This window comes from Stenotrophomonas sp. YJH_SMC_127 (genome assembly GCF_059372445.1).
The window spans coordinates 1-23,497 of record NZ_JCAFVO010000007.1 but is presented as its reverse complement, the minus strand read 5'-3'; the positions used below and the strand labels follow the sequence as shown (position 1 = coordinate 23,497).

Here is a 23,497-nt window from a genome sequence, read left to right as displayed (position 1 = left end):
GGGGTCGGATCCCGTTCCCACCGGGAACGGGATCCGACCCCTTCACCTGATCGCCAGGCAGAAGCAGTCGAGCATGGCTCGACTCTACAAAAGCGTACTTCGATCATTCCGACGTTCATCCACGCATGGCGTGGATCTACCGTGTCGATCAAGGTCGACGCCCACCAGAGCAGAACGCCGTGCCGACAGATCACAGGAAACTGTCGAAGGCGGGGTGGGTCCGGTTGAGGGGGTGTGAGCGGCATGGATGCCGCGACCAAGCCCCCATGGATGGGTTTACGGCGTCCCCCTCAACCGGACCCACCCCGCCATCCCAAGGAATACCCGCTTTTGACGTTGACGTTGCCTTGGCAGGTGCAGGGCGCAGCCCTGCCGCCACACCTATTCCGCGATCAACACCAGCCCATCCGGGAACACGATCGCCGCTTCATCGGCACTCACATCGAAGAAGCCCACGCCGTGCTTCTCGGCCAGGTCCTGCACGCGGCCGTGCGCGCGTTCGGCCACCGAATAGGCAAACGCACCGTAGATCACCTGCTGGCCGATGCTGTACTCGGTCACCTCGGCGCGGTCGTCATCGTCGTTGCTCAATGGGCCGTTCAACGGCGGGAAGTCCTGCGCCATCTCCGCGAACCACGCCTGCAGCGCCGCGCTGCTGACTGCCGGGTCGTCGTACTCGTGGCGCTCGTTCCACTGCGTCTGCTTTTCGAACCAGGCGATGAAAGCTGCCGCCTCGCGTGGTGCGGCGCTGGCCTCGAACACCATCATGTCGTAACTCATTGGAGCTTCCTGTGCAGAGCAGGGGTCAGAGCCTTCGCCCGCAGCGAAGGATCCGACCCCGGCAACGGGGTCTGTGGACGCACAGGGTATCGCGCTACGGCTGTTCGGCTGCACTCATGGCCAGGCCCGGCGCCAGCGCCTTCGCCTCCGGGAACAGCGCGAAGCGCAGGCCGATCAGGCCCATCAGCGCCTCGTCGCGTGCCTTGCAGGCGGCTACGCTGCCGACCCGCCCCAGCGAGGTATCCAGCCGCTCGCGCAATGCGTCGGCCGCCACCATCGGCTTGCGTGCGGCAATCTGCCGCCGGTAGTGCGCGGCGATCTCCTCAAGAATGTGCTCGACCGCTTCGCGGCTGCGCTCGGGCAGTTCCAGCCGCGCGCGGCGCAGCTGCAGGATGTTCAGGCCGATGCGCGCTTCGTTGAGCATATCCACCGAGGCGATGTCGCTGCCCTCCGGGGTTGCCGCCAGGCGCGGCGCGAGCAGGCCCAGCAGGTCGAGCATGCGTGCGGCGAAGCGCTGGCGGTCCTGCTGGCCGCGCCCTTCGGCGGCCTCGGCCAGCGTAGTCCAGCCCTGCCGCACCAGCCGGCGCGCGGTCCACTCGGCACCCACCGAACGGAACAGGCGGGTCATCACCACCGCAAAGCCAATGCCGATGAACATCGCGATCGACGAGTTGAGGAAGGTCTGGATGTTGGCGCTGTAGGTGTTCTGCAGGCTCAGCAGCGCGGCCAGGTTCACCGTCAGCGGCAGTGCGAACAGCGCGCTCTTGGGGCGGTGCAGCATCAGCCCCAGCGGCAGGAACGCCACCGCCAACACCAGCGCCAGCAGGCCGAAGTCGTGCACGGCCGGGAACACGCCGAACAGGTACACGCCGGCCACCACCGAGGCGACCATGGCCCACACCAGGAACGACACCATGCTCGGTGCCGGGTCGTCCTGCGCGGCGAAGAACGCCGCGGTCACCGCGGCCATCATCGCGCCGTTGCCACCGCCCTCCCAACCCAGCGCGATCCACAGCACGCAGTAGCTCATCAGTGCCACGCCGGCACTGAGCGCGGAGAACAGCGCCATGCCGTAGTCGACGTGCTTGTCAGCGGCTACGCGTTCGGTACGGATGCGGTAATGCGCGCGGTCCAGCGGCGCGGTGCCGTGGTCGATGGCGTGCTGCAGGGTGCGGCAGTCCTGCCACAGGTCCACCAGTTCCTCCAGGCGCAGCAGCAGGCTGGCCAGCTGCAGGTGCTGCAGGTCGCGGTCCACCTGCGGCTTCAGCGCGCTGATGCGCGCGCGCAGCCGCGCGTACTCACTGGCGTTGGTCGGGCCATCCAGCCAATCGCGGATGTCGTCGACCAGCGCCGGCAGCCCATCCGGCAGGGCCTGGCCATCGCTGCGCAGCGCGCTCAGGCGATCGGCAATCGAGGACAGCACCGGCAACAGCAGCAGCATGCGCTCGCGCAGGCGCTCCATCGACACTGCCGAACCGGCATGGCGTGGATCATCGCGGCGCAGGAATTCGATCAGCGCCTCGAACTGCACCAGGTCCGCGGCCAGCCGGTTGCGCGGCGCGTGCGCGCGGCCGCGTTCGAGGATCTGCCGGCACCACTGCGCGGCGTCCTCCATCCAGTTGCCGATGCGCGCGCGCAGCATCGGGCGTACCGAGGCCGGGAACAGCAGCGAAGCGGCCAGCACCGCCACGACCGTGCCGAGGATGATCTCCTCGCTGCGTGCCACCACCGTGTCGAAGATGGTCTCCGGCGAAGTCACCGCAGGGAAACCGATGAAGGCGGTGGTGTAGCCGGCCAGCAGGAACGCGTAACCGCGCGGGCCGCGGTTGAGCAGGGCCATGAACAGGCAGCCGGCCAGCCAGATCGACATCGCCGCGCTCAGCACCAGCGGCGTTTCCACCAGCGCCGGCAGCACCAGCAGGGTGGCCAGGCCGGCCACCAGGGTGCCAACGATGCGGTACACGCCCTTGGCGCGGGTCGGGCCCAGCAGCGGCTGGCTGACGATGTACACCGTGCCCATCGCCCAGTACGGGCGCGACAGGTTGCCGGCCATGGCGATGTACAGCGCGGCCACCGCGGCCAGGTAGGTCTTGATCGAGAACAGCCAGGCCTGGCGGTCGGTCAGCGCGTTCATGGTTTACTTCGCTGCGGTCGAGGCGTTGGGCGCGGTGGCGCTTGCCTGCCAGCCACCGCCCAGCACCAGGAACAGATGGATTTGGTCGCGCGAGACCTGCGCTTCGGCGGCCGCCAGGGTGGCATCGCTGGTGGCCAGGCTGCGGTCGGCATCCAGGCTGGACAGGTACGGCGTGCGGCCACCCTGGTACAGCCGGCGGTTCTGCTCGGCGGCCAATGCGGCCTGTTCCTGCGCAGTGCGCAGCGACTGCAGCCGGCGCAGGTCCTGCGCGTAGCGGTCCAGCGCGGTCTGGGTCTCGCGCAGCGCTTGCAGCACGGTGTGGTCGAACTCGGCCAGCGCGGCATCGGCACCCGCCTCGGCGGCGTGGATGCGTGCGTGCGTGCCGGACGACGGCAGCGTCCACGAGATCAGCGGGCCGATCGACCACTGCTGGGTCATCGGCGTGCCGAAATCCTCCAGCAGGCCGGCGGCACCGAGCGAGGCCCCCAGGCGGATGTCCGGATACAGCTCAGCGGTGGCGACGCCAATCCGCGCGGTGGCCGAAGCCAGCTTGCGTTCGGCCTGGCGCACGTCCGGGCGGCGCTGCAGCAGTGCACGGCCATCACCGACCGGCAGCGGCTGCGCCAGGCCGGGGGCGTGTGCACAGTCGATCACGCCGGCCGGCAGCTGGCCCGGGGTCTGCCCGAGCAGGGCGGCCAGCGAATAGGCGGCCGCGGAACGCTGCGCGCGCAGCGGCGGCAGCGCGGCTTCCAGCAGCGCGACCTGGGCATTGGCGCGGGCCAGTTCCGGCGGCGTGCCACGGCCAGCCGCGATCAGGCGCTCGGTGACCGTGCGGCTGCGTTGCTGCAGCTGCAGCGAATGTTCGGCCACGTGCAGCTCGTGGTTGGCGTGGCAGATTTCCAGATAGCTGTCGGCCACCTGCGCGACCACGCTGACCTGGGCCAGGTCGCGCGCGGCAGCAACGGACTGCTCGTCGGCACGCGCTGCCTCGGCGCCGCGCTTGAGCTTGCCGAACAGGTCGAACTGGTAGCTGACCGCGAACTTGCCATCGGCCAGGTTGATCACCGGCAGCTCGTGCTCCTGCAGGAACGATTCGGCCGACAGCTGCGCGCGGCTGACCCCGGCCTCGGCCTCGTACTCGAAGCCACCGGCGTCCAGCGCCTGCTCGTACACCGCCGCGGCACGGCGCAGATGTGCATCGGCGGCCTTCAGCTCGACGTTGTCACGCAGCGCCTGCGTGATCAGGCCGTCCAGCACCGGGTCGTTGTACAGCGACCACCAGCGGTCGGGCAGCGCCTGGTTGGCGGCCACCTGCGGGTTCTGCGTATCGATGAAGGCCGCATTGGCCTGCGGGCGCTTGAAGGCCGAGCCTTCCGGCAGGGCGTAATCCGGGCCGACGGTCTTGCAGGCCGCCAGGCTGGCCAGCGCAACGATCAGGCCGAGACGGGGCAGGGCGGCGTTCACAGGCCCGCCTGTGTCGGCGCAGTGCCGGCCTTGTCGGTGTGCGGATGGCGGCCGGTGTCCACGGTCACCGTGGCGGTACGGCCGGCGATCAGTTCCACGCCCTTGGGTACTTCGTCGATGGCGATGCGCACCGGAATGCGTTGTGCCAGCCGCACCCAGTCGAAGGCCGGGGTCACGTTCGGCAGCAGGGTGCTGCCGTTGCTGCGGTAGCGGTCTTCGATGCCGGCGGCGATGCTCTCCACATGGCCACGCAGCGGGGCCGACTCGCCCATCAGGCGGATGTCCACGCGCTGCCCCGGGGCCACGCCGCGCAGGCGGGTTTCCTCGAAGTAGCCATCGATGCGGAACGAGCCGGTATCCAGCAGCGCCAGCACCGGCTTGCCGGCTACCACGTAGTCGCCCACGCGCAGGGTGCGGTCGTTGACCCGGCCGTCGGCCGGTGCGCGCACTTCGGTGCGGCCCAGGTTGAGCTCGGCCAGGTCGACCGCCGCCTGTGCGGTGGCCAGCGCAGCCTGTGCGGCCTGCAGCTTGGCGCGGCGCACTTCGGCGTCCTCGGCGGCGACCAGGTCCTGCAGGCTGCGGTCACGGCCGATCTCGCGGCGCAGCTGCGCCACCGATGCCTGGCGCTCGGCCAGGTTGGCGCGGGCCTGCTCCAGCGCGATGCGGTAGCGGGCGCGGTCGACCACGAACAGCAGGTCACCCTTCTTCACCGGCTGGTTGTCGGCCACCTGCACCGTTTCCACCAGCCCGGACACGTCCGGCGCCACCTGCACCACGTCGGCGCCGACATGGGCATCGCGGGTCCACGGCTCATCCATGTAATAGACCCACAGCTGGCGCAGCACCAGCAGGGCGATGATCACGGCTGCGCTGGTGAGCAGCACCGGCAGGGTCTTCTTCACGATCTTGTTCACGATTGCATCCAACGCAGGAGGTGGAACAGCAGGCCAAGCACGATCCCGTACAGGGCCAGGTTGAACAGCGCCGGGTGCCATACGTGGCGATAGGCGCCGGCACGCTGCAGCAGCGCGTGCAGGCCGCTGTTGACCAGGTAGGCCAACAACATCAGCCCGAGCAGGGTCGGGACGAACACTCCGTGGAGACTGAATTCACCGGGCATCGGTAGGGGCGGGGGCGAGGTGGGGGAGGGGAGGAACAACGAAACAACAGCAACGGGTAAAAGCCGCTGGCGTGTGCACGGCAGCGGCGGTATTCGGGGGCAGCGGTCTTACGTGATGCGGTCGGCGGCCTCGGCCAGCAGGCGCCATGCCTTCAGCACGGCGTGCAGTTCATCCATGGAAAGCTCGCCGAACACGTCCTGGCGCAGGCCGATCAACTGGTCTTCCAGCTCGCTGACCAGCGCATGGCCCGCGTCGGTCAGCCACAGCAGGTTGGCGCGGCGGTCGCTGGCGTCGCTCTCGCGGCGGACCAGGTCGCTGGCGCACAGCTTGTCCAGCAGGCGCACCAGGGAAGGACCCTCCATGCCCAGCTGCTGGGCCAGCGCCACCTGGCGGATGCCACCGCCGGAGCGGCCGATCATCAGCAGGGGCATGGTGCAGGCGGTGGAGATGCCGTAGCTGCCGAGCCGGCTGTCGGCCAGGCGCTGCCACTGCCGCCCTGCGTACAGCAGGCCGGAGCTGAGCTGCATCTGCAGCACGGTGCGCTCGTCGAGGGGTCGGTCCATAGAGATAGATAGGATACTACTAATTTCATTCCTATCAATAGGTTTTTCTGAATGGGGGGTAGTGAGGAAAGCGTTGCGCCTGCCTGGTGTCGGGTGGGGCAGCGGGGGGCGGACGGTGCAGGACACGCCGCAAGTACGTCCCTGTAGGCTCGGCCACGGCATCCATGCCGCGGACGGTCCTGCCCCGCCCGGCCCCCGCTGCCCTCCCATCACCCCGCGAGCGCGGTGGGTTGGCTCTTTAAAGGCAGGAGCAGTGCGGACCAACGGCCCGCACCCACCGCAGCAGCGGCCCGCAGTGCTTCCGAAGCCATGAACCCCCGCTTTTGCCCCCGCTTTCGGGCGGTCCGGCCGCGCCTGCGGGAAATTGTCGGAGAGGGGGAGGGGCAGGCCGGGCAGGACCGTCCACGGCATGGATGCCGTGGCCGAGCCTACAGGGACGTACTTGCGGCGTGTCCTGCCCGGCCTGCCCCTTCCCCCTCTCGCTCAGCAGCAACGAGGCGCCGGAAGAACCCCCCGATGAACCGTCCCAACAGGACGACCCACCCCCCGGTCGGGTACGATGCTCGCCCCCCGTTCGGGACGCTGTACGCAATGAGCAAGAACAACGAAAAGGCCGCCCCGCAGGGCGACGTGACCCAGGACCAGGCCGAGGATGCCGTGCGCACCCTGCTGCGCTGGGCCGGTGAGGACCCGTCCCGCGAAGGCCTGCTGGATACCCCCCGCCGTGTCGCCGAAGCCTATGGCGACTGGTTCAGCGGTTACCGCGACGACCCGCGCGCCTACATGGAGCGGACCTTCGAGGAAGTGGCCGGCTACGACGAACTGATCGTCCTGCGTGACATCGAGTACGAAAGCCACTGCGAGCACCACATGGCGCCGATCATCGGCCGCGTCCACGTCGGCTACCTGCCGGCCGGCAAGGTGGTGGGCATCAGCAAGCTGGCCCGCGTCGTCGAAGCCTACGCCCGCCGTTTCCAGGTGCAGGAGAAGATGACCGCGCAGATCGCCCAGTGCATCCAGGATGTGCTGCAGCCGATCGGCGTCGGTGTGGTCGTCGAAGGTGCCCACGAATGCATGACCACCCGCGGCATCCACAAGCGCGGCGTCAGCATGGTCACCTCGAAGATGCTGGGCAGCTTCCGCGACGACGCGCGTACCCGCGCCGAGTTCCTGCGCTTCATCGAAGTGGGCGGCAAGCGCTGAGCCGCTTGACCGCACTGCGCCGGCCTCTGCGGGCCGGCATGCCCACGGCTGCCCGCGCGGCCGCCGCGGGCGGCTGCTCGTCCCCGCCAGCCCTCATGACTCCTTTCGCTGCATGAAGCACCGCGAACGCATCTCCCGTTACCGCCATCTGCGCGAACAGCCCCAGTGGAAGCTGCTTGCCGCCGACCACGCCCCGGAAATCATCGGCCTGCTGCAGGGGCTGCTGATGGACGGCGAGCGCACGCTGCCGTCGTCGGTGCTCAACGAGCGCCTGCAGCGTGCGCTGGACCAGCTCAACGGCGACGAACTGTCGCGTGAGCTGCCGCGTACCGCGCAGGCCTACATCGCGCACTGGCTGGCCCAGGGCTGGCTGGAACGCCGCCTGCCCGAAGGCGCCGACCAGGAGCAGTACGAGCTGTCGACTGCGGCACTGCAGGCCATCCGCTTCGCCGATGGTCTTGAGCAGGCCCGCGTGGCCGCCACCGAAAGCCGCCTGGCGCTGGTCATCGAACAGCTCTCGCAGTTGGCCGCGCAGACCGAGTCCGACCCGGATGCACGCCTGTCAGCACTGCGCGACGAGCGCGACCGCATCGACGCCGAGATCGCCCGCGTCGGTGCCGGACGTGTGATCGCGCTGGATGGCAAGCGCGCGCTGGAGCGTGCGCGCCAGATCATCGGCCTGGCCGACGAGCTGACCGAGGATTTCCGTCGGGTGCGCGACGATTTCGAGCAGCTCAACCGCGACTTCCGCGAACGCATCATCGACGACGAGGGCGAGCGCGGCGATGTGCTGTCGCAGCTGTTCGAAGGCGTGGATGTGATCGGCGAGAGCGATGCCGGTCGCAGCTTCCAGGCCTTCTGGCGCCTGCTCAACGACGCCGAACAGAGCGCCCAGCTCGATGCCGCGCTGGAAGCGGTGCTGGCGCGTGGCTTCGCCCGCCGCCTGGACCGCAACGAACGCAACTTCCTGCGCGGCTTCACCAGCACCATGCTCGAGCGCGGTGGCCAGGTGCACGACGTGCTGCAGAACTTCGCGCGCAGCCTGCGTGGCTTCGTGCAGAGCCGTGGCTATCTGGAACAGCGCCGCCTCAACCAGCTGCTGAAGCAGGCGCAATCCGAAGCGCTGTCACTGCGTGACGAATTCCCCGCACAACGCGGCATCGGCCGCGACCTGCAGCTGACCACCAGCCGCCTGCGCTCGTGGTCGCAGTGGAAGCTGCACGATCCGCGCAGCGCCCAGGTCGATGGCAACGTCGAGTACAACGACGCCGCAGCCATCAGCCTGGAGAGCGTCGGTGATCTGGTCGCTTCGTCTGAAATCGACTTCCGCACCCTGCGCCGCGACCTGCACGACCTGCTCGATGCACAGCCGCGGCTCAGCATCGCCCAGGCACTGTCGCAGCGCGAAGCACCGCAGGGTCTTGGCAGCGTCATCGGCTACCTGTCGCTGGGCACGCGCTTCGGCAACGTGATCGCTGGTGAGCAGGAGCTTGCCGAATGGCGTGGTGGCGACGGCCAGGTCCGTCGCGCCCGCATCCCGCTGGTTTGGTTCACCCAGGAGAGACGCCATGAGCTGGCATGAAGATCCCATCGACGCACCGCAGGCCGACGTGGCGGAAGACGCCTACGAAGCCGAACCGGTGGCGGCCGTGGCGCAGCCCCGCCGTGGCAATGACGTGTATTACCTCGGCGACACCGGGCGCCTGCCGCTGGATGCACGCCGCGCGCTGTGCCAGCTGCTGATCGGCCCCAGCATCGACCAGCTGCGCCACGCCAAGCTGTGGCCGGCACTGATCCGCAGCGAGGCGGCCATCCGCTCCTCGCTGGCGGACCTGTTCCTGGAACTGGTGCTCGACCGTGACAGCGGCGTGGCCTTCACCCGCCAGGCCGATACCGAAGACGTGGATGCGCCGGTGCTGCTGCGCACCTCGCCGCTGACCTTCATCGATTCGGTGCTGCTGCTGTACCTGCGCCAGCAGCTGGCCGAGGCCGATGCGCGCGGCAACCGCGCGGTGGTCGCCGACGCCGAGATGGCCGAAGCGCTGGCCATCTACGAGAAGAACCTGTCCACCGACCGCGCCGGCTTCAATCGCCGCGTCGCTTCGGCGGTGCAGAAGATGAAGGACAACCACATCCTGACCCGCCTCAGCGGCCAGGAAGACCGCCACGAAGTCTCGCCGGCGCTGAAGCTGCTGTTCTCCGCCGAAGACGTATCCCAGCTTTCGGCGGTCTACCGCCAGCTGCGTGAAACCCCGGCCGCCGAGGCCTGAGAGACCCGACCATCGCATGGCTATCTCCAAGCACACTCCCGCCCTGTTCAACGAAGGCCTGCCGGACCCGCGCCTGCAGCAGTTCCGCATGCGTCGCCTGCAGGTGCACAACTGGGGCACGTTCAACGGCCTGACCGAAGTACCGATCGCCGAGCGTGGCTTCCTGTTCGTCGGCCGTTCCGGCTCGGGCAAGTCGACCCTGCTCGATGCCATGTCCGCGCTGCTGACGCCGCCGGCCATCGTCGATTTCAACGCCGCCGCGCGTGAAGCCGAGCGCAGTGGCCGCGACCGCAACCTGGTGTCCTACGTGCGTGGCGCGTGGGCCGACCAGCAGGACAGCGGCACCGGCGAAATCGCCACCCAGTACCTGCGCAAGGGCGCGACCTGGACTGCGCTGGTGCTGGAGTACCGCGCCGGCGATGGCCGCGTGGTCAGCCTGGTGCGCCTGCTGTGGATCTCCGGTAACGGAACCTCGGCCGGTGACGTGCGCAAGCACTACATGATCGCCGAGCGTCCGTTCGACATCGCCAAGGATCTTGGCGGCTTCGACCTGGACCTGCGCAAGCTCAAGCAGAAGTTGTCTGATCTGCACCACTTCGACACCTTCTCCGGCTACGCCGAGCGCTTCCGCGACCTGCTCGGCATCGACAACGAGATGGCGCTGCGCCTGCTGCACAAGACGCAGTCGGCGAAGAACCTGGGCGACCTCAACGTCTTCCTGCGCGACTTCATGCTCGACACGCCGAAGACCTTCGACGCCGCCGAGCGCCTGGTCAGCGACTTCGCCGAACTCGATGGCGCGCACCAGGCCGTGGTCACCGCCCGCCGCCAGGTGGAGACCCTGCTGCCGGCACGCGCCTACTACAACGACCTGAAGGAAATGCACCGCCGGCGCGGCGACGACGAAGCCCTCAAGCTTGGCGTCGACAGCTTCCGTGAAAGCCGCCGCCAGGCGCTGATCGAGGCGCGCCTGCGCGAGATGGACGTGCGTGACCGTGGCCTGCTCGGGGAGGAAGCCCAGCGCCGTGCCGCACTGGACAACCACACCGAGCGCCTGGCCGAACTGGAACTGCAGCGTCGCCAGCAGGGCGGTGAGCGCATCGAGGAACTGGAACGCGAGCAGGGCCGCGCCGAAGCCGAGCGTGACCGCCGCCAAGCCAAGCGCGAGCAGGCAAGCCTGGCCGCGCAGCAGCTGGGGGCTGAACTTCCGGACGACGCACACGGCTTCGCCGAGCTGGTCGAGCGTGCGCAGAACGAACTGCAGGACCGCCAGCGTGCCTCTTCGGCGCTGGACGATGCGATCAGCGATCGCCTGGGTGGCAAGCGCGATGACGAGCGCCGTTTCGGCGAAGTCCGTGCGGAACTCGAAGCGATGCAGCGCACGCCCTCCAACATCCCGGCGCCGATGCAGAAGCTGCGCGCGCGCCTGGCCGAGGAAACCGGCATTGCCGAGGCGGCGCTGCCGTTCGTCGGCGAGCTGATCCAGGTCCGCTCGGAAGAGCAGGGCTGGCAGGGTGCCATCGAGCGTGTGCTGGGTGGCTTCGCGCTGTCGCTGCTGGTCGATGACAAGCACTACAACGACGTCGCCGAGTGGGTGAATCGCACTCACCTGGGCATGCGCTTCACCTACTACCGTGTGCGCCGCAACGATGATGCGTTCGCGCGCGAGCCGTCGGCGAAGTCGCTGCTGCACAAGCTGGAGCTGCGCGAGCACGTATTCGAAAGCTGGCTGCGCCGTGAGCTCGGCAAGCGCTTCGACTACGAGTGCGTGGATGCGAAGCAGCTGCGCAACGTCGACCGCGGCATCACCCGAGAAGGCCAGGTCAAGCATCCCGGCGACCGCTTCGAGAAGGACGACCGCAGTGCGGTGGGCGACCGCCGTCGCTGGATCCTCGGCTTCAACAACCACGACAAGGTGGGCGCCTTCGAGCGCGAAGCCCAGGAACTGGCCAAGCGCATCGCCAGCTGCGAGACCGACATCGCGCGCCTGCGTGGGCAGCGTGACCGCGACAACGAACGTCGCCTGGCCTGCCACGAGCTGGTCAGCATCAGCTGGAACGAGATCGACATCGCCGCCCCGCAGCAGCGCCTGACCGATATCGAGGCCACCCTGCGCGACCTGCGCGAAGGCAATGCCGACCTGGCCAAGCTGGCCAAGCAGATCGACGCCGTGCGCGCCGACATCGAGCAGGCCCGCCGCACCTATGAAGACGTCCGCGTCGAGCGCGGCCAGCTGGTCAAGGAACGCGATCGCCTCGACCGCGCTCGCCAGCAGAGCCGTGCGCTGGTGCTGCCGAGCCTGGCCCAGGAGCAGGAAGCCGGGCTCGCCGAGCGCCTGCAGGAGCAGGGCCCGCTCAGCCTGGAAACGCTGGAGGCGCACATGCGCCAGGTCAGCAACGCGCTGAACGAGCAGCTGTCGACCTCGCAGCAGGACCTCAACCGCATCGAGAACCAGCTGATCGGTTGCTTCCGTCGCTTCATCCAGCAGTGGCCGGAGGAATCGGGCGACTTCACCGTATCGGTGGCCTCGGCCGAGGATTTCCTTGCCCGCCTCGAGCGCCTGGAGCGCGACGGCCTGCCGCAGCACGAAGAGCGCTTCTTCGATCTGCTGCAGAACCAGAGCAAGAACAACCTGCTGGCCCTGCAGCGCCACAGCGCCGAGGCCCGCAAGTCGATCGGCCAGCGCCTGGACGAAGTGAACGCCAGCCTGGAGCAGGTGCCGTTCAACCGTGGCACGCTGCTGACCATCGAACTGAGCGACCGCCGCCTGCCGGAAGTCGGCGAGTTCCACCTGCAGCTGCGCGAGGTGCTGGCGCAGCAGCAGACCGAGCAGCGCGAGCTGGCCGAATCGCAGTTCACCGTGCTGCGCCAGCTGGTCAACCGCCTGGGTTCGCAGGAAGGCGAGGACAAGCGCTGGCGCGAGCTGGTGCTGGACGTACGCATGCACGTGGAGTTCATCGGCGTCGAGCTGGATGCGGAAACGCGCCAGCAGGTCGAGATCTACCGCAGTGGCGCGGGCAAGTCCGGTGGCCAGCGCCAGAAACTGGCCACCACCTGCCTGGCTGCGGCACTGCGCTACCAGCTCGGCGGCGCCGACAGCCAGCTGCCCAGCTACGCCGCCGTCGTGCTCGACGAAGCCTTCGACAAGGCCGACAACGAGTTCACCGCGCTGGCGATGAACATCTTCGACAACTTCGGTTTCCAGATGGTGGTCGCCACCCCGCTGAAGTCGGTGATGACGCTGGAGCCGTTCATCGGTGGCGCCTGCTTCGTCGAGATCAGCGGCCGCCACGACTCCGGCGTGCTGCTGATCGAGTACGACGAAGAAGGCAAGCGCCTGAAGCTGCCCGAGCGCAGCCGCCAGCAGGCCAACGAACCGGAAGAAGCCGAAGCCTGACCCGGTCGATTGAATGGGGATGCCGGCCAGCGGCCGGCATTACCCATGGGCGGGGTTCACGACCTGATCGGATGGGGATGCCGGCCAGCGGCCGGCACTACCCATGGGCAGCGTTCATGACCCGGTAGTGCCGGCCGCTGGCCGGCAACCGCATTCACGCACCGCGGAAGGTATCCCACGCCATCCGCGCGATCAGTACCACCACCAGCCCCACGAACAACTTGCGGATGAACGGCGTGCCGCCCTTCAACGCCAGGCGCGTGCCCACCACCGAGCCGATGATGTTGGCCGCCGCCATCGGCAGCGCGAACAGCCACAGGATGTTGCCGGTCGGTACGAAGAACGAGATTGCCGCCACATTGGTCGCCAGGTTCACCACCTTCGACGCCGCTGACGCACGCAGGAAATCCAGGCCGAAGAAGCGCACGAACAGGAAGATCAGGAAGCTGCCGGTGCCCGGCCCGAAGAAGCCGTCGTAGAAGCCGATCGCCGCACCGATCGCCAGCGCGATCGCCAGTTCGCGGCGGCCGATCTCCTGCGGCCGGTGCAACGCGCCGAAGTCCTTCTTCCACAACGTGTAGGCCAGCATCGCGATCAGCAGCACCAGCACCAGTGGGCGCACCGCGTCCTTGGGCAGCAGGCTCACCGCGGTGGCCCCGGCGAAGGAGAAGATGAAGGCGGTACCGGCCGCGAACAGTACCGGCTTCCACGGGAAGCGCACGTTGCGCGCATAGCGCCAGGCGGCCGCACCGGTACCGAACATCGAACTGAACTTGTTGGTACCGAACAGCATCGCCGGCGTCTGCTGCGGCAGCACCGTGAACAGGCCGGGCAGCTGCACCAGGCCACCGCCACCGACAGCGGCATCCACAAGGCCGGCGATGAAGGCGATCACCACCAGCCACCACAACTCAGGGGGAACCAGTTCCAGCACGGCGATCAATCAAGGAGGGGGCGCGACAGCATACGCCTGTCCTGCTCCGGGCGACTGCGGCCCCGCGTGGATCAATCCCGGCAACCCGGCGACAATGCCGGCATGAGCCGAAAACCCGCCGATCCCTGCCCCTGTGGCCTTCCCGCCGACTATGCTGCCTGCTGTGGCCGTTTCCATGCCGGTGAAGCCGCGCCTGATGCAGAGCACCTGATGCGTTCGCGCTACAGCGCCTATGTGCGTGGCCTGGCTGACTACCTGCGCCAGTCCTGGCATCCGGACACGCGTCCGGCCGAGCTGTCGCTGGACGATGCCCCCGGCCAGCGCACCCATTGGCTGGGCCTGACCGTGCACGAGCACACTGTCACCGGTGCTGACAGCGCCGAAGTCCGCTTCACCGCGCGCTACCGCATCGGCGGCGGCAGCGCGGTGAGGATGACCGAGCATAGCCGCTTCCAACGCATCGACGGCCGCTGGTACTACCTCGACGCGGTCTGAGCACTACGCGCTGTGCGCTGCCAGAACGCGCTGGCCGCCGTGCGCGCGCACCTGGTTGCGGCCCCCGTCCTTGGCCACATACAGGGCCTGGTCGGCGGCCTTGACCACGGCCATCGGCCGCGGATCCACGCGGCTGTCGGCCAGCCCGATGCTCACCGTCACCTGCACCACCTGGCCGCTGCCACCGCGTCCCCGCCGCTGGCGGCCGGCTTCGTCGTCACGGCTGCGGGTGCTGCGGTCGCGAAGCTGCATGCGGGTGTCCTCGATGCTCTGCCGCAATGCTTCCACGGCATCGACACAGGCTGCCGCCGGCCGGTCCAGGAACACCACCGCGAACTCCTCGCCGCCATAGCGGAACGCACGGCCACCGTCGCCCACCCGCGCCAGCCGCGACGCCACCAGGCGCAGCACATCGTCGCCGGTGTCGTGACCATGGGTGTCGTTGAATGACTTGAAGTGGTCAACGTCCACCATCGCGATGCTGTAGGTACCGCGTGCCCGCTGCAGGGTCTCGTTGAACGCCCGTCGCCCCGGCAGGCCGGTCAGCTCATCGCGGAAGGCCATGTGGAAGGATTCCTGCAGCATCGCGCCCAGCATCAGCAGCAGGGCGGCACTGCTCAGCGCCGGCAGCAGCACCGGCTGCAGGAAGATCCGCGGCAGCATCCACCACAGGCACAGCAGGGCCAGCAGCATTGCCGTGTGCAGTGGCCGCGGATGCCGCCACGCCTGCCAGCCCAATGCTGCGGTCGCCAGCAGGAACAGCAGCGCCGGCAACTGCGCCAACGCGTTCCAGTTGGCGGGAATCCAGGCCCAGTGACGGTTCGACAGCAGATCGTGCATGCCCTGCGGCTGCTGTGCCGCCAGCAGCAGGAAGATCATCAGCGCCGCGCCGCACACTACGCCGCGCAGCAGCAGGTCCTGGCGTCGGCGTCCGCGTTCCGGCCATCGTGCCAGTCCGGCGAACAGCAGCGGCACCCACGCCGAGATCGCGTGGAAGCGCAGCGGGGTCAGGGCGTCGACATGGCCGCTGCGCAGGTAGCCACCGACGTCCCGGTGCAGCAGGGCGAATACCACCGCCACCAGCAGCAGCAGGCACAACGTGCGCATCTGGTGGTAGAGCAGGGCCAGGCCTGCACCGAGACAGGCCAGCAGCCAGGGCAGGATGCGCTGCGCCGGGCTGGCGACATCCTCGGCGCCCAGCGCCATCCACAGCACCAGGACGACCAGCACGGCGGGCAGCACGAACAGGTAATGCGCAGGCTGGCGGAGCGGATGCAGGGGCACGCAGTAAGTCCAGTGCGGTGACGATGCGGCCGCAACATTGCCGTTAGCGGCGTCCCCACGTGCTTCTTGAATGCGCGTGCCCGCTGTCATGTGAACGTGGTGATGCGGTGCCATGACGTTGCACTCACCGTCCTGCGCCGATGCTGCCGGCATGGACAGCGTACCCACCGCCGTCGCTGCCCCGCAGCGCGATCTCGCCCGCCGCTTTGCACAGGTGCGGGCGCGCAGCCTGCAGCTGGCCGCGCCGCTCAGTGCCGAAGACGCCATGCTGCAGAGCATGGCCGACGCCAGTCCCAGCAAGTGGCACCTGGCCCATACCACCTGGTTTTTCGAACGCTTCGTGCTGGCCGGTTTCGCCACCACGCCCGCGCATGACCCGGCCTGGGACTATCTGTTCAACAGCTACTACAAGAGCATCGGCCCGGCGCATGCGCGGCCGCAGCGCGGGCTGCTGTCGCGGCCCTCGCTGCAGCAGGTGCGCGACTACCGGCAACAGGTCGACATGCAGGTGCAGTCACGGCTGGCGGCCGGTGACCTCGACGCGCAGGCGCTGCACCATCTGCAGTTGGGACTGCAGCACGAACAACAGCACCAGGAACTGTTGCTGACCGACATCAAGCATGCGTTCTGGTGCAATCCACTGCAGCCACCGTATCGCGAGGACCTGCGGCCCGTCGCCAGCACCGCCACGGCGCAGGGCTGGATCGAATCGCCCGAACGCATCGTCACCGTCGGTGCCGCGGCATGGCCCCGGCATGCCGCCTTCGCCTACGACAACGAATCGCCGCCACACCGTGTGCTGCTGCCCGCGCATGCCCTGGCCGAACGCCCCGTCAGCAATGCCGAGTACCGCACCTTCATCGAGGCGGGGGGCTACCGCGAGCCGCGCTGGTGGCTCAGCGAAGGCTGGGCGCTGCGTGAAGCCGAAGGCTGGCAGCACCCCCTGTACTGGGATGATGCCCTGCAGCGCGAGTACACCCTGGGTGGTTGGCGCGAGCTGGACCCGCACGCGCCGGTCTGCCACCTCAGTTACTACGAGGCCGATGCCTGCGCCCGCTGGGCCGGTGCGCGCCTGCCCAGCGAGTTCGAGTGGGAAGCGGCCGCCGCGTCGCAGCCCCTGCGCGGTCATTTCGCCGATGACGATCACCTGCACCCGCAGGCCGGGCAGGGCAGTGGGCTGCGGCAACTGTTCGGTGACGTCTGGGAGTGGACCGCCAGCGCCTATGGCGCCTACCCGGGCTTCCGTCCTTTTGACGGCAACCTCGGCGAATACAACGGCAAGTTCATGTGCGGGCAATGGGTGCTGCGCGGCGGCAGCTGTGCCACGCCCCGCGACCATGTGCGCGCCAGCTACCGCAATTTCTTCATGCCGCCGGCGCGCTGGCAGTTCTCCGGACTGCGCCTGGCCAGGGACCTCATATGAGCACGGTGCATGACGCGCTGCAGGCGCTGACCGACCTGACCCCCAGCCGCCAGCAGATCCTGGCCGATGCGCTGGCCGGTCTGTCATGCGCATCGCGGCAGCTGCCTTCCAAGTACTTCTACGATGCCCGCGGCTCGCGTCTGTTTGAACAGATCACCCAGACCCGCGAGTACTACCCCACGCGCACCGAGCTGGCGCTGCTGGCCCGGGTGCTGCCCGATATCGCGCGCGTGGTCGGCCCGCGCCTGCATGTGGTCGAGCTGGGCAGCGGCAGTGGCCGCAAGACCGCGTTGCTGCTGGCCGCGCTGCAGGATCCGGTGGCCTATACGCCGATCGAGATCTCGCGGGCCGCACTGCTGTCCAGCATCGACCACCTGGCGCCGGCGCTGCCCGAGGTCGAGATGCTGCCGGTCTGCGCGGACTTCACCCGCGCCGTCGCCGTGCCCATGCCCGAACGCGAACCCGCGCGACGGCTGCTGTTCTTCCCCGGTTCCACATTGGGCAATTTCGCCGAAGCGGAGGCCGTCGCCCTGCTGCGGGCGATGCGTCAGACGATGGGCCGCGACGGCCTGGCCCTGATCGGCATCGACCTGCACAAGGACACGGCGCTGATCGAAGCGGCCTACAACGATGCGCAGGGCGTCACTGCGGCATTCACCCTCAATCTGCTGGCCCGCCTCAACCGCGAGATCGGAAGCGATTTCGATCTCGATGGATTCCGCCACCGCGCCCGTTACAACACCGCGCGGCTGCGCATCGAAACCGACCTGGTCAGCCAGTGGCCGCAGGACGTCCACCTCGGTGGCCGCACCTTCCACTTTGCTGCCGGTGAACCCATCCGCGTCGAGTACAGCCACAAGTACACCGATGACAGCTTCGAGGCGCTGTTGCAGCAGGCGGGCCTGCAGGTCGCACAGCGTTGGGATTCCGAAAGTCCCGCCTATGGCCTGCGCCTGCTGCGCGTTGCCTAGGGGGGACGGCCAGCCGGTGCCCCTTCAGGTTCGGCCGCACTGCTGCCCCTAAGATGGCCGTGCAACGGCACGGAGGACGCCATGCCCATTCTGACCACGCTCGGCCTGGCGGCCGCCCTCGCGTCGACCCCGACGCTGCCTGCGGCCCCTGCCGCCAGCAACGATCCGGCGTTCAGCCGCTGCCTGGCGGGCCTGCAGGCCACCGCCGCAACCCAGGGCATCGGCGCCGACCGTTTCAACGAGATCACCACCGGGCTCACGCCGGACCCGACCGTGCTCGGACTGCTGGACGCACAGCCGGAATTCACCACGCCGATCTGGGATTACCTGGCCGCGCTGGTCGACCGCCAGCGCGTCGATGATGGCCGCACCCTGCTGCAGCAACATCGCGATCTGCTCGATCGCGTCTCCGCGCAGTATGGCGTCGACCCGGCCACCATCGTCGCGGTCTGGGGGGTGGAGAGCGACTATGGCCGCGTCTTCGGCAAGCGCCCGCTGCTGCAGTCGCTGGCCACGCTGTCCTGCGCCGGCCGCCGCCAGGCCTTCTTCCGTGGCGAACTGCTGGCGCTGCTCAAGCTGATCGACCGCGGCGACCTGCAGGCCCAGGGGCTCACCGGTTCCTGGGCCGGCGCCTTCGGGCATACGCAGTTCATGCCCAGCACCTACGCACGTATCGCGGTCGATGGTGATGGCGATGGCCGCCGCGATCTGGTCGGCAGCATTCCCGACGCGCTGGCGTCCACCGCCAACTACCTCAAGCGTGCGGGTTGGCGCAGTGGCGAACCGTGGGGCATGGAGGTCCGTGTTCCCCCCGGTTTCAATGCCAGCCAGGCGGGCCGCACCCAACGTCGAGCCCTCGCCGATTGGCGCGTGCAGGGCGTGACCGCGCTGGATGGCAGCGCGCTGGTGCCGCCCAATCTGCCGGCCGACGCGCGCGCCGCCCTGCTGCTGCCGGCCGGCATCAAGGGCCCGGCGCTGCTGGTGTTCCGCAACTACGATGCGATCTACAGCTACAACGCCGCCGAAAGCTATGCACTGGCCATCGCCACGCTGGCCGACCAGCTGCGTGGCGGCACCGGCCTGGCCACCGCGTGGCCGACCGATGATCCCGGCATCGGCCGCGATGAACGCCGCCAGCTGCAGACCCTGCTGCTGGCCCGCGGCCACGACATCGGCAGCGCCGACGGCATGATCGGCACCGCCACGCGCCGCGCGATCCAGGCCGAGCAGCAGCGCCTCGGCTGGGCCAATGCGGATGGGCGCGCCGGCCAGCGCATCCTGCGCGCGTTGCAGCAGGAGGCAGCCGCAGGGACGCCTGCCACCCGCTAGACCTTGCCGATCACAGGCTGGCCGCGACATCATCGCCGCGGTCTTCAAGGAGCGTCATAGCATGCAGTCGAACCCGGACATCAGCACCGGCCTGTACCACGGGCTCGAGGCCTGGCAGATACGCACGCCCAGCGCCACCGCGGTCATCAGCGTGTTCGGCGGACAGCTGCTGTCGTTCATCCCGGAGGGGCAGCCGGACCTGTTGTGGCTGTCGCCAAAACGGGCCGGGCTGCCCACGCCGATCCGGGGTGGCGTTCCAGTGTGCTGGCCGTGGTTCGGTCGCCAGGGCCAGGGTGATGACGTGCCGGCACACGGCCTGGTACGCACCGCGCGCTGGGAGCTGCTGCAGGCCCGCCAGGACGATGACGCTGAACTGGAGCTGCAGCTGGCGCCCCTGTCGATTGCCGAGTGTGGCCTGCGCCTGCAGATGCAGCTGCGCATCGGTCGCCAGTTGCGCCAGCAGTTGACCACCGAGAACACCGGCCCGTCCCCGATGACCTTCACCCAAGCCCTGCACAGCTACTTCCGGGTGGGCGATGCCCGTCGTGTCGAGGTTGATGGCCTCGATGGCCTGCACTATCTGGACAAGTACGAGGATTACACGCAGCTGCGCCGGCAGCAGGGGCCCTGGTCGCTGCGTGACCCGCGCGATCCGGGGCGCAGCGACCGCATCTATACCGGTGCCGGTGGCCACTACGTGCTTCGCGATCCCGTCCTGCAGCGGCGGATCGAGATCCGCAGCGAAGGCAGCCAGACCCTGGTGGCGTGGAATCCGGGCGCGGAGGCGGCGGCGAAGATGGCCGATGTCGGCGACGGTTGGCACGATTACGTGTGCCTGGAAGTAGCCAATGCCGGGCCGGAGCAGATTGCCCTTGCACCCGGCGCGCGCCACCAGCTGGTGCAGGTACTGGCCAGTGAACCGCTGCAGGCCGTGGCGGGGTGTTCGGAGTAACCATGGGATCGACAGGAATGGATGGCATGCAGGACGCACAGTGGTGGTACGCCAACAGCAAGCAGAGCGAAGGGCCGGTGGACCTGGCCGGGCTGCGCCGTCTGCAGCAGGACGGCACGGTAACCGCCCGTACGCTGATGTGGCGGGAAGGAATGGCATCGTGGCGGCCGCTGGCCGAGCTGGATCCTTCGGTGGCGCCGATGGATCCGACCCCGCCGTCGATTGAACCGGCGCAGGCCGTCAGCGCCAGCGGCGCATCGACCGCTGATCCGTCCGACCCCTATCGTGCGCCGGCAGCTTCGCCGGTGGCCGCGACCGCGCCGCAGCTGGAAGGCGACATCGCCTTGTACGCCGCCGTGGTCGGCGGCAACTTCCCGATCTATCGACAGCGCTGGCGGCTCGACCAGGGCATTGCCGACGGCAACGGCACCTGGCACTGGCCGGCGTTCCTGATCGGCGTGATCTGGATGGTGTACCGCAGGATGTACCGGCTGGCGGCGATCTGGGCCGGCGTGCTGGTGTTCTTCAGCATCGCCGAGGCGTTGCTGGGCGTTCCGGAAGGCGTGTCGACGGTCATCACCCTCGTCATCAACATCACCGCCGCGGTGTATGCCAACCGCTGGTACCTGGCGCATTGCCAGCGTGAGATCGCCCGAGCGCGCGCGTTGGTGGGAGATGACGAGGCGCGCCTGCGCAGCGAGCTGGCCAGACGGGGTGACACCAATGCACTGGCGGCGGCGGTGGTGGCCATCGCCGTCGTTGCGGTGATGCTGGTGGGGCAGGCGCTGGCAGGCTGAGGCCGGGAAGGCTTCAGATCCAGCGGTGGCTGCCGCTACCGCGGGATCATCCTGGGCAAGGAATCGCCGACATGAATCATCTGGATACTCCGCCGGTTTCCCCGGCGGATGACAATCCCTATCTTGCGCCCGCCACAGAGGTGGACGACGCGCCCCCTCCGTCCGACGCGGACTACCTGAACCTCCTCGTCGGCCCCAACGCGGCGCTCTATCGCCAGCGCTGGCACCTGGGCAGCCCGGTGCCGAAGCCGCCGCGACCGTGGCACTGGCCCGCCTTCCTGGTGCCGACGTACTGGCTGCTGCACCGGAAGATGTACCTGGCAGCCATCCTCTTCGAGCTGGTCCTGATCGGCATCGCGCTGCTGGCGGCCCGCGCCAACCCGCTGCTCACGGTGGCGTTGCTGGCGGTGCCTCGGTTCGCCATCGCGGTGACCGCCAATACCCTGTACCTGCGCTACTGCACGCGACTGCTGGGCAAAGTGAAGGCTGCCCACGCCGGGCAGCACAACCGCATCCGTGCCGAACTGCAGCGTCGTGGCGGCACCAGCGTGTGGGCGGTGGTGATCGGCATGGCGGCCAACGCGGTGATCAATACCGTCGCCCGCATGGCGGCCTGATCATGCCGGCCTGATAGGGTTGCTCAGGCCGTTGTCCGTGCCCGCAACACCAGCAGGCACAGCGCACCGGCCAGCAGTCCCCAGAACGCCGAGCCGATCCCGGCCAGGGAAACTCCGGAGGCGGTAACAAGGAAGGTGACCAGCGCCGCCTCGCGGTCGCGCTCCACCGCCAATGCACTGGCCAGGCTGTTGCCGATGGTGCCGAACAGCGCGATACCGGCCACGCAGGCCACCAGCTCCCTGGGGAAGGCCGCGAACAGTGCGGCCACCGTGGCGCCGAACAGCCCGATGACAATGTAGAAGGCGCCGGCCGCCATCGCTGCGGTGTAGCGGCGCGCCGGATCCTCGTGCGCATCGCGGCCCATGCAGATGGCGGCGGTGATCGCCGCCAGGTTCAGTGCATACGCACCGAACGGCGCCAGCAGCGTATTGACTACACCGATCCAGCCGATCAACGGCGACACCGGGGCGTCATAGCCGGACGCGCGCATCACCGCCACACCGGGAATGTTCTGCGAGGCCATGGTGACCACGAACAGGGGCAGGGCAATGCCGGCCACGGCCGTCCACGACAGCGAGGGCGTCACCCACTGCGGGATCGCCAGTTGCAGATGCACCTGCTGGGCGTGCAGCAGGCCACGGCTCGCGGCGACGGCGATGCCGACCAGCAACGTGGCGATCACCGCATAGCGCGGGAACAGCCGGCGCCCGGCCAGCCAGGTGGCGAACATTGCCAGCGCGAGCACCAGCTGGGTGTTCATGGCGACGAACACATCCAGCCCGAAGCGCAGCAGCACACCGGCCAGCATGCCGGCGGCCAGCGCCATCGGTACCCGTTGCATCAGTCGCGCGAAGACCCCCGAGAAACCCGCAAGCAGGCCCAGCACGGCGGCCAGCAGGAATGCGCCCGTGGCCTCGGAGAGCGAAGCACCGCCGGCACCCACCACCAGCATCGCTGCACCCGGGGTCGACCACGCTGTCACCACCGGCACCCGATAGCGCAGCGACAGGCCAATGCAGGTCACGCCCATGCCCAGCCCCAGCGCCCACATCCAGGAGGCGATCTGCGCCTGGTCGGCACCGACGGCCTGTGCCGCCTGGAACACGATCACGGCCGAGCTGGCGAAGCCCACCAGTACCGTAATGAAGCCAGCGACGATTGCCGGCATCGAAAGATCGCGCCACCACGCGCGCCGCACCTGCATGCTCATTGTCCTGTCTCCACTGTGCATCCCTGCATTGATAAGGGTTGCGGCGTTGACCGCGCAACGCGCGGGCAACGCCGCAGTGATCTTCGAGCGTACGTCATGCGTGATGGCGCGGTGCTTCTGTCATCACGCTGCAAAAAAGCCTTGACGAAATCCGCAGGATCTCTAGAATTCGCTCCCTTGCTGCAGCGCATCGCTTCCCCGGAAACGACACGCGAACAGCGACGCCACCACCGACGTACGAGTTGATCGAACGAAGGTGTTGACGGACTCGAAAAGTCCGGCATAATAGGCGGCTCGCAACGACGAAAGGCCCTCGGGCCCAACGACGAAGCAGCATCGGCAACAACGTCCACTCCGGTGAGGCGGCCTTGAAAAAAGGTGTTGACGAAGCGGAAAAGCCGGCTATAATGAGCGGCTCGCTACGAAGGAAACTTCGCAGCACACGGGAACGGCGCTGAGGCCACTTCCCCGGATCTTTGAAAGTATGCGCAGGTATCTTGTGAAGGCGCCTGCAGGAAGGATGATTGTCCATCTTGCAGACGTTTGATCAAG

General features: G+C 68.4%; 20 protein-coding genes. 11 read left to right on the top strand and 9 right to left on the bottom strand.

The genetic code is table 11. The features are described 5' to 3' along the window. Positions 1 to 381: 381 nt before the first annotated feature. The 6 genes from AC5QAB_RS15730 to AC5QAB_RS15705 all read right to left on the bottom strand — a co-directional run bounded on the left by AC5QAB_RS15730 (position 382) and on the right by AC5QAB_RS15705 (position 6,062). Positions 382 to 780 (bottom strand): hypothetical protein, encoded by a 399-nt coding sequence (locus tag AC5QAB_RS15730; RefSeq protein WP_049405551.1) that lies wholly within the window; start codon positions 778 to 780, stop codon positions 382 to 384. 94 nt (positions 781 to 874) lie between these two features. Continuing rightward, the gene (locus AC5QAB_RS15725) at positions 875 to 2,914 is read right to left on the bottom strand and encodes an FUSC family protein (RefSeq protein WP_495233492.1); all 2,040 of its coding nucleotides are present in this window, start codon (positions 2,912 to 2,914) and stop codon (positions 875 to 877) included. A 3-nt stretch (positions 2,915 to 2,917) separates the two neighbouring features. Next, on the bottom strand, positions 2,918 to 4,378 hold the full coding sequence (locus AC5QAB_RS15720; RefSeq protein WP_126411544.1) for an efflux transporter outer membrane subunit: 1,461 nt from the start codon (positions 4,376 to 4,378) through the stop codon (positions 2,918 to 2,920). Beyond that, complete coding sequence (locus AC5QAB_RS15715) at positions 4,375 to 5,292, bottom strand: efflux RND transporter periplasmic adaptor subunit (protein ID WP_197562008.1); 918 nt, start codon at positions 5,290 to 5,292, stop codon at positions 4,375 to 4,377. The genes AC5QAB_RS15720 and AC5QAB_RS15715 overlap by 4 nt, the downstream gene beginning before the upstream one ends. Continuing rightward, positions 5,289 to 5,498, bottom strand: coding sequence for a DUF1656 domain-containing protein (locus tag AC5QAB_RS15710; RefSeq protein ID WP_010487502.1), 210 nt, complete (start codon positions 5,496 to 5,498; stop codon positions 5,289 to 5,291). Before AC5QAB_RS15710 ends, AC5QAB_RS15715 begins: the two co-directional genes overlap by 4 nt. A 108-nt stretch (positions 5,499 to 5,606) precedes the next feature. Next, positions 5,607 to 6,062: a MarR family winged helix-turn-helix transcriptional regulator gene (locus AC5QAB_RS15705; protein ID WP_012481667.1), complete on the bottom strand. Its 456-nt coding sequence runs from the start codon at positions 6,060 to 6,062 to the stop codon at positions 5,607 to 5,609. Between the two features lie 591 nt (positions 6,063 to 6,653). Here AC5QAB_RS15705 and folE point away from each other — a divergent pair. From folE to AC5QAB_RS15685, 4 genes are all read left to right on the top strand, one after another. Further along, complete coding sequence (gene folE / locus AC5QAB_RS15700) at positions 6,654 to 7,265, top strand: GTP cyclohydrolase I FolE (RefSeq protein ID WP_004141296.1); 612 nt, start codon at positions 6,654 to 6,656, stop codon at positions 7,263 to 7,265. A gap of 112 nt (positions 7,266 to 7,377) precedes the next feature. Further along, positions 7,378 to 8,847 (top strand): DUF3375 domain-containing protein, encoded by a 1,470-nt coding sequence (locus AC5QAB_RS15695; protein WP_049405561.1) that lies wholly within the window; start codon positions 7,378 to 7,380, stop codon positions 8,845 to 8,847. Continuing rightward, positions 8,834 to 9,535, top strand: a complete 702-nt coding sequence (locus AC5QAB_RS15690; protein WP_005421303.1) for a DUF4194 domain-containing protein — start codon at positions 8,834 to 8,836, stop codon at positions 9,533 to 9,535. Before AC5QAB_RS15695 ends, AC5QAB_RS15690 begins: the two co-directional genes overlap by 14 nt. Before the next feature lie 16 nt (positions 9,536 to 9,551). Beyond that, complete coding sequence (locus AC5QAB_RS15685) at positions 9,552 to 12,932, top strand: ATP-binding protein (protein WP_032960149.1); 3,381 nt, start codon at positions 9,552 to 9,554, stop codon at positions 12,930 to 12,932. Between the two features lie 154 nt (positions 12,933 to 13,086). On the opposite strand, the gene AC5QAB_RS15680 is transcribed toward AC5QAB_RS15685, so the two are convergent. After that, positions 13,087 to 13,866 carry a sulfite exporter TauE/SafE family protein gene (locus AC5QAB_RS15680; RefSeq protein ID WP_032960169.1) on the bottom strand — a complete coding sequence of 260 codons (780 nt, stop codon included), beginning with the start codon at positions 13,864 to 13,866 and terminating at the stop codon, positions 13,087 to 13,089. Between the two features lie 102 nt (positions 13,867 to 13,968). On the opposite strand from AC5QAB_RS15680, the gene AC5QAB_RS15675 reads away from it, so the two are divergent. Beyond that, positions 13,969 to 14,361 (top strand): YchJ family protein, encoded by a 393-nt coding sequence (locus AC5QAB_RS15675; protein WP_041863982.1) that lies wholly within the window; start codon positions 13,969 to 13,971, stop codon positions 14,359 to 14,361. Positions 14,362 to 14,364: 3 nt separating this feature from the next. Here the strand turns inward: AC5QAB_RS15675 and AC5QAB_RS15670 are convergent, their stop codons facing one another. After that, entirely contained in the window at positions 14,365 to 15,645 is a 1,281-nt protein-coding gene (locus AC5QAB_RS15670; protein WP_197562068.1) for a diguanylate cyclase, read from the bottom strand. Between the two features lie 151 nt (positions 15,646 to 15,796). On the opposite strand from AC5QAB_RS15670, the gene egtB reads away from it, so the two are divergent. From egtB to AC5QAB_RS15640, 6 genes are all read left to right on the top strand, one after another. Beyond that, on the top strand, positions 15,797 to 17,068 hold the full coding sequence (gene egtB / locus AC5QAB_RS15665) for an ergothioneine biosynthesis protein EgtB (protein ID WP_069118228.1): 1,272 nt from the start codon (positions 15,797 to 15,799) through the stop codon (positions 17,066 to 17,068). Further along, the gene (egtD, locus tag AC5QAB_RS15660; RefSeq protein ID WP_197562069.1) at positions 17,065 to 18,039 is read left to right on the top strand and encodes an L-histidine N(alpha)-methyltransferase; all 975 of its coding nucleotides are present in this window, start codon (positions 17,065 to 17,067) and stop codon (positions 18,037 to 18,039) included. The genes egtB and egtD overlap by 4 nt, the downstream gene beginning before the upstream one ends. An 81-nt stretch (positions 18,040 to 18,120) precedes the next feature. Beyond that, positions 18,121 to 19,368 (top strand): lytic murein transglycosylase, encoded by a 1,248-nt coding sequence (locus AC5QAB_RS15655; protein ID WP_197562070.1) that lies wholly within the window; start codon positions 18,121 to 18,123, stop codon positions 19,366 to 19,368. Between the two features lie 61 nt (positions 19,369 to 19,429). After that, entirely contained in the window at positions 19,430 to 20,320 is an 891-nt protein-coding gene (locus tag AC5QAB_RS15650; RefSeq protein ID WP_164167610.1) for a D-hexose-6-phosphate mutarotase, read from the top strand. A 26-nt stretch (positions 20,321 to 20,346) separates the two neighbouring features. Continuing rightward, a complete protein-coding gene (locus AC5QAB_RS15645; RefSeq protein ID WP_032960164.1) occupies positions 20,347 to 21,117 on the top strand; it encodes a GYF domain-containing protein in 771 nt (256 codons plus the stop codon). Positions 21,118 to 21,188: 71 nt separating this feature from the next. Beyond that, positions 21,189 to 21,734, top strand: a complete 546-nt coding sequence (locus AC5QAB_RS15640) for a DUF2628 domain-containing protein (protein WP_164167608.1) — start codon at positions 21,189 to 21,191, stop codon at positions 21,732 to 21,734. Between the two features lie 23 nt (positions 21,735 to 21,757). Here AC5QAB_RS15640 and AC5QAB_RS15635 read toward each other — a convergent pair whose 3' ends face one another. Further along, the gene (locus tag AC5QAB_RS15635; RefSeq protein WP_069118231.1) at positions 21,758 to 22,945 is read right to left on the bottom strand and encodes a benzoate/H(+) symporter BenE family transporter; all 1,188 of its coding nucleotides are present in this window, start codon (positions 22,943 to 22,945) and stop codon (positions 21,758 to 21,760) included. Positions 22,946 to 23,497 lie beyond the last annotated feature (552 nt).

Excerpts from the sequence above, each read along its gene's own strand:
- AC5QAB_RS15730 (WP_049405551.1), bottom strand. The coding sequence starts at position 780 with ATGAGTTACGACATGATGGTGTTCGAGGCCAGCGCCGCACCACGCGAG.
- AC5QAB_RS15725 (WP_495233492.1), bottom strand. The coding sequence starts at position 2,914 with ATGAACGCGCTGACCGACCGCCAGGCCTGGCTGTTCTCGATCAAGACC.
- AC5QAB_RS15710 (WP_010487502.1), bottom strand. The coding sequence starts at position 5,498 with ATGCCCGGTGAATTCAGTCTCCACGGAGTGTTCGTCCCGACCCTGCTC.
- AC5QAB_RS15705 (WP_012481667.1), bottom strand. The coding sequence starts at position 6,062 with ATGGACCGACCCCTCGACGAGCGCACCGTGCTGCAGATGCAGCTCAGC.
- folE (WP_004141296.1), top strand. The coding sequence starts at position 6,654 with ATGAGCAAGAACAACGAAAAGGCCGCCCCGCAGGGCGACGTGACCCAG.
- AC5QAB_RS15695 (WP_049405561.1), top strand. The coding sequence starts at position 7,378 with ATGAAGCACCGCGAACGCATCTCCCGTTACCGCCATCTGCGCGAACAG.
- AC5QAB_RS15690 (WP_005421303.1), top strand. The coding sequence starts at position 8,834 with ATGAGCTGGCATGAAGATCCCATCGACGCACCGCAGGCCGACGTGGCG.
- AC5QAB_RS15685 (WP_032960149.1), top strand. The coding sequence starts at position 9,552 with ATGGCTATCTCCAAGCACACTCCCGCCCTGTTCAACGAAGGCCTGCCG.
- AC5QAB_RS15675 (WP_041863982.1), top strand. The coding sequence starts at position 13,969 with ATGAGCCGAAAACCCGCCGATCCCTGCCCCTGTGGCCTTCCCGCCGAC.
- egtB (WP_069118228.1), top strand. The coding sequence starts at position 15,797 with ATGGACAGCGTACCCACCGCCGTCGCTGCCCCGCAGCGCGATCTCGCC.
- egtD (WP_197562069.1), top strand. The coding sequence starts at position 17,065 with ATGAGCACGGTGCATGACGCGCTGCAGGCGCTGACCGACCTGACCCCC.
- AC5QAB_RS15655 (WP_197562070.1), top strand. The coding sequence starts at position 18,121 with ATGCCCATTCTGACCACGCTCGGCCTGGCGGCCGCCCTCGCGTCGACC.
- AC5QAB_RS15650 (WP_164167610.1), top strand. The coding sequence starts at position 19,430 with ATGCAGTCGAACCCGGACATCAGCACCGGCCTGTACCACGGGCTCGAG.
- AC5QAB_RS15645 (WP_032960164.1), top strand. The coding sequence starts at position 20,347 with ATGCAGGACGCACAGTGGTGGTACGCCAACAGCAAGCAGAGCGAAGGG.
- AC5QAB_RS15640 (WP_164167608.1), top strand. The coding sequence starts at position 21,189 with ATGAATCATCTGGATACTCCGCCGGTTTCCCCGGCGGATGACAATCCC.
- AC5QAB_RS15635 (WP_069118231.1), bottom strand. The coding sequence starts at position 22,945 with ATGAGCATGCAGGTGCGGCGCGCGTGGTGGCGCGATCTTTCGATGCCG.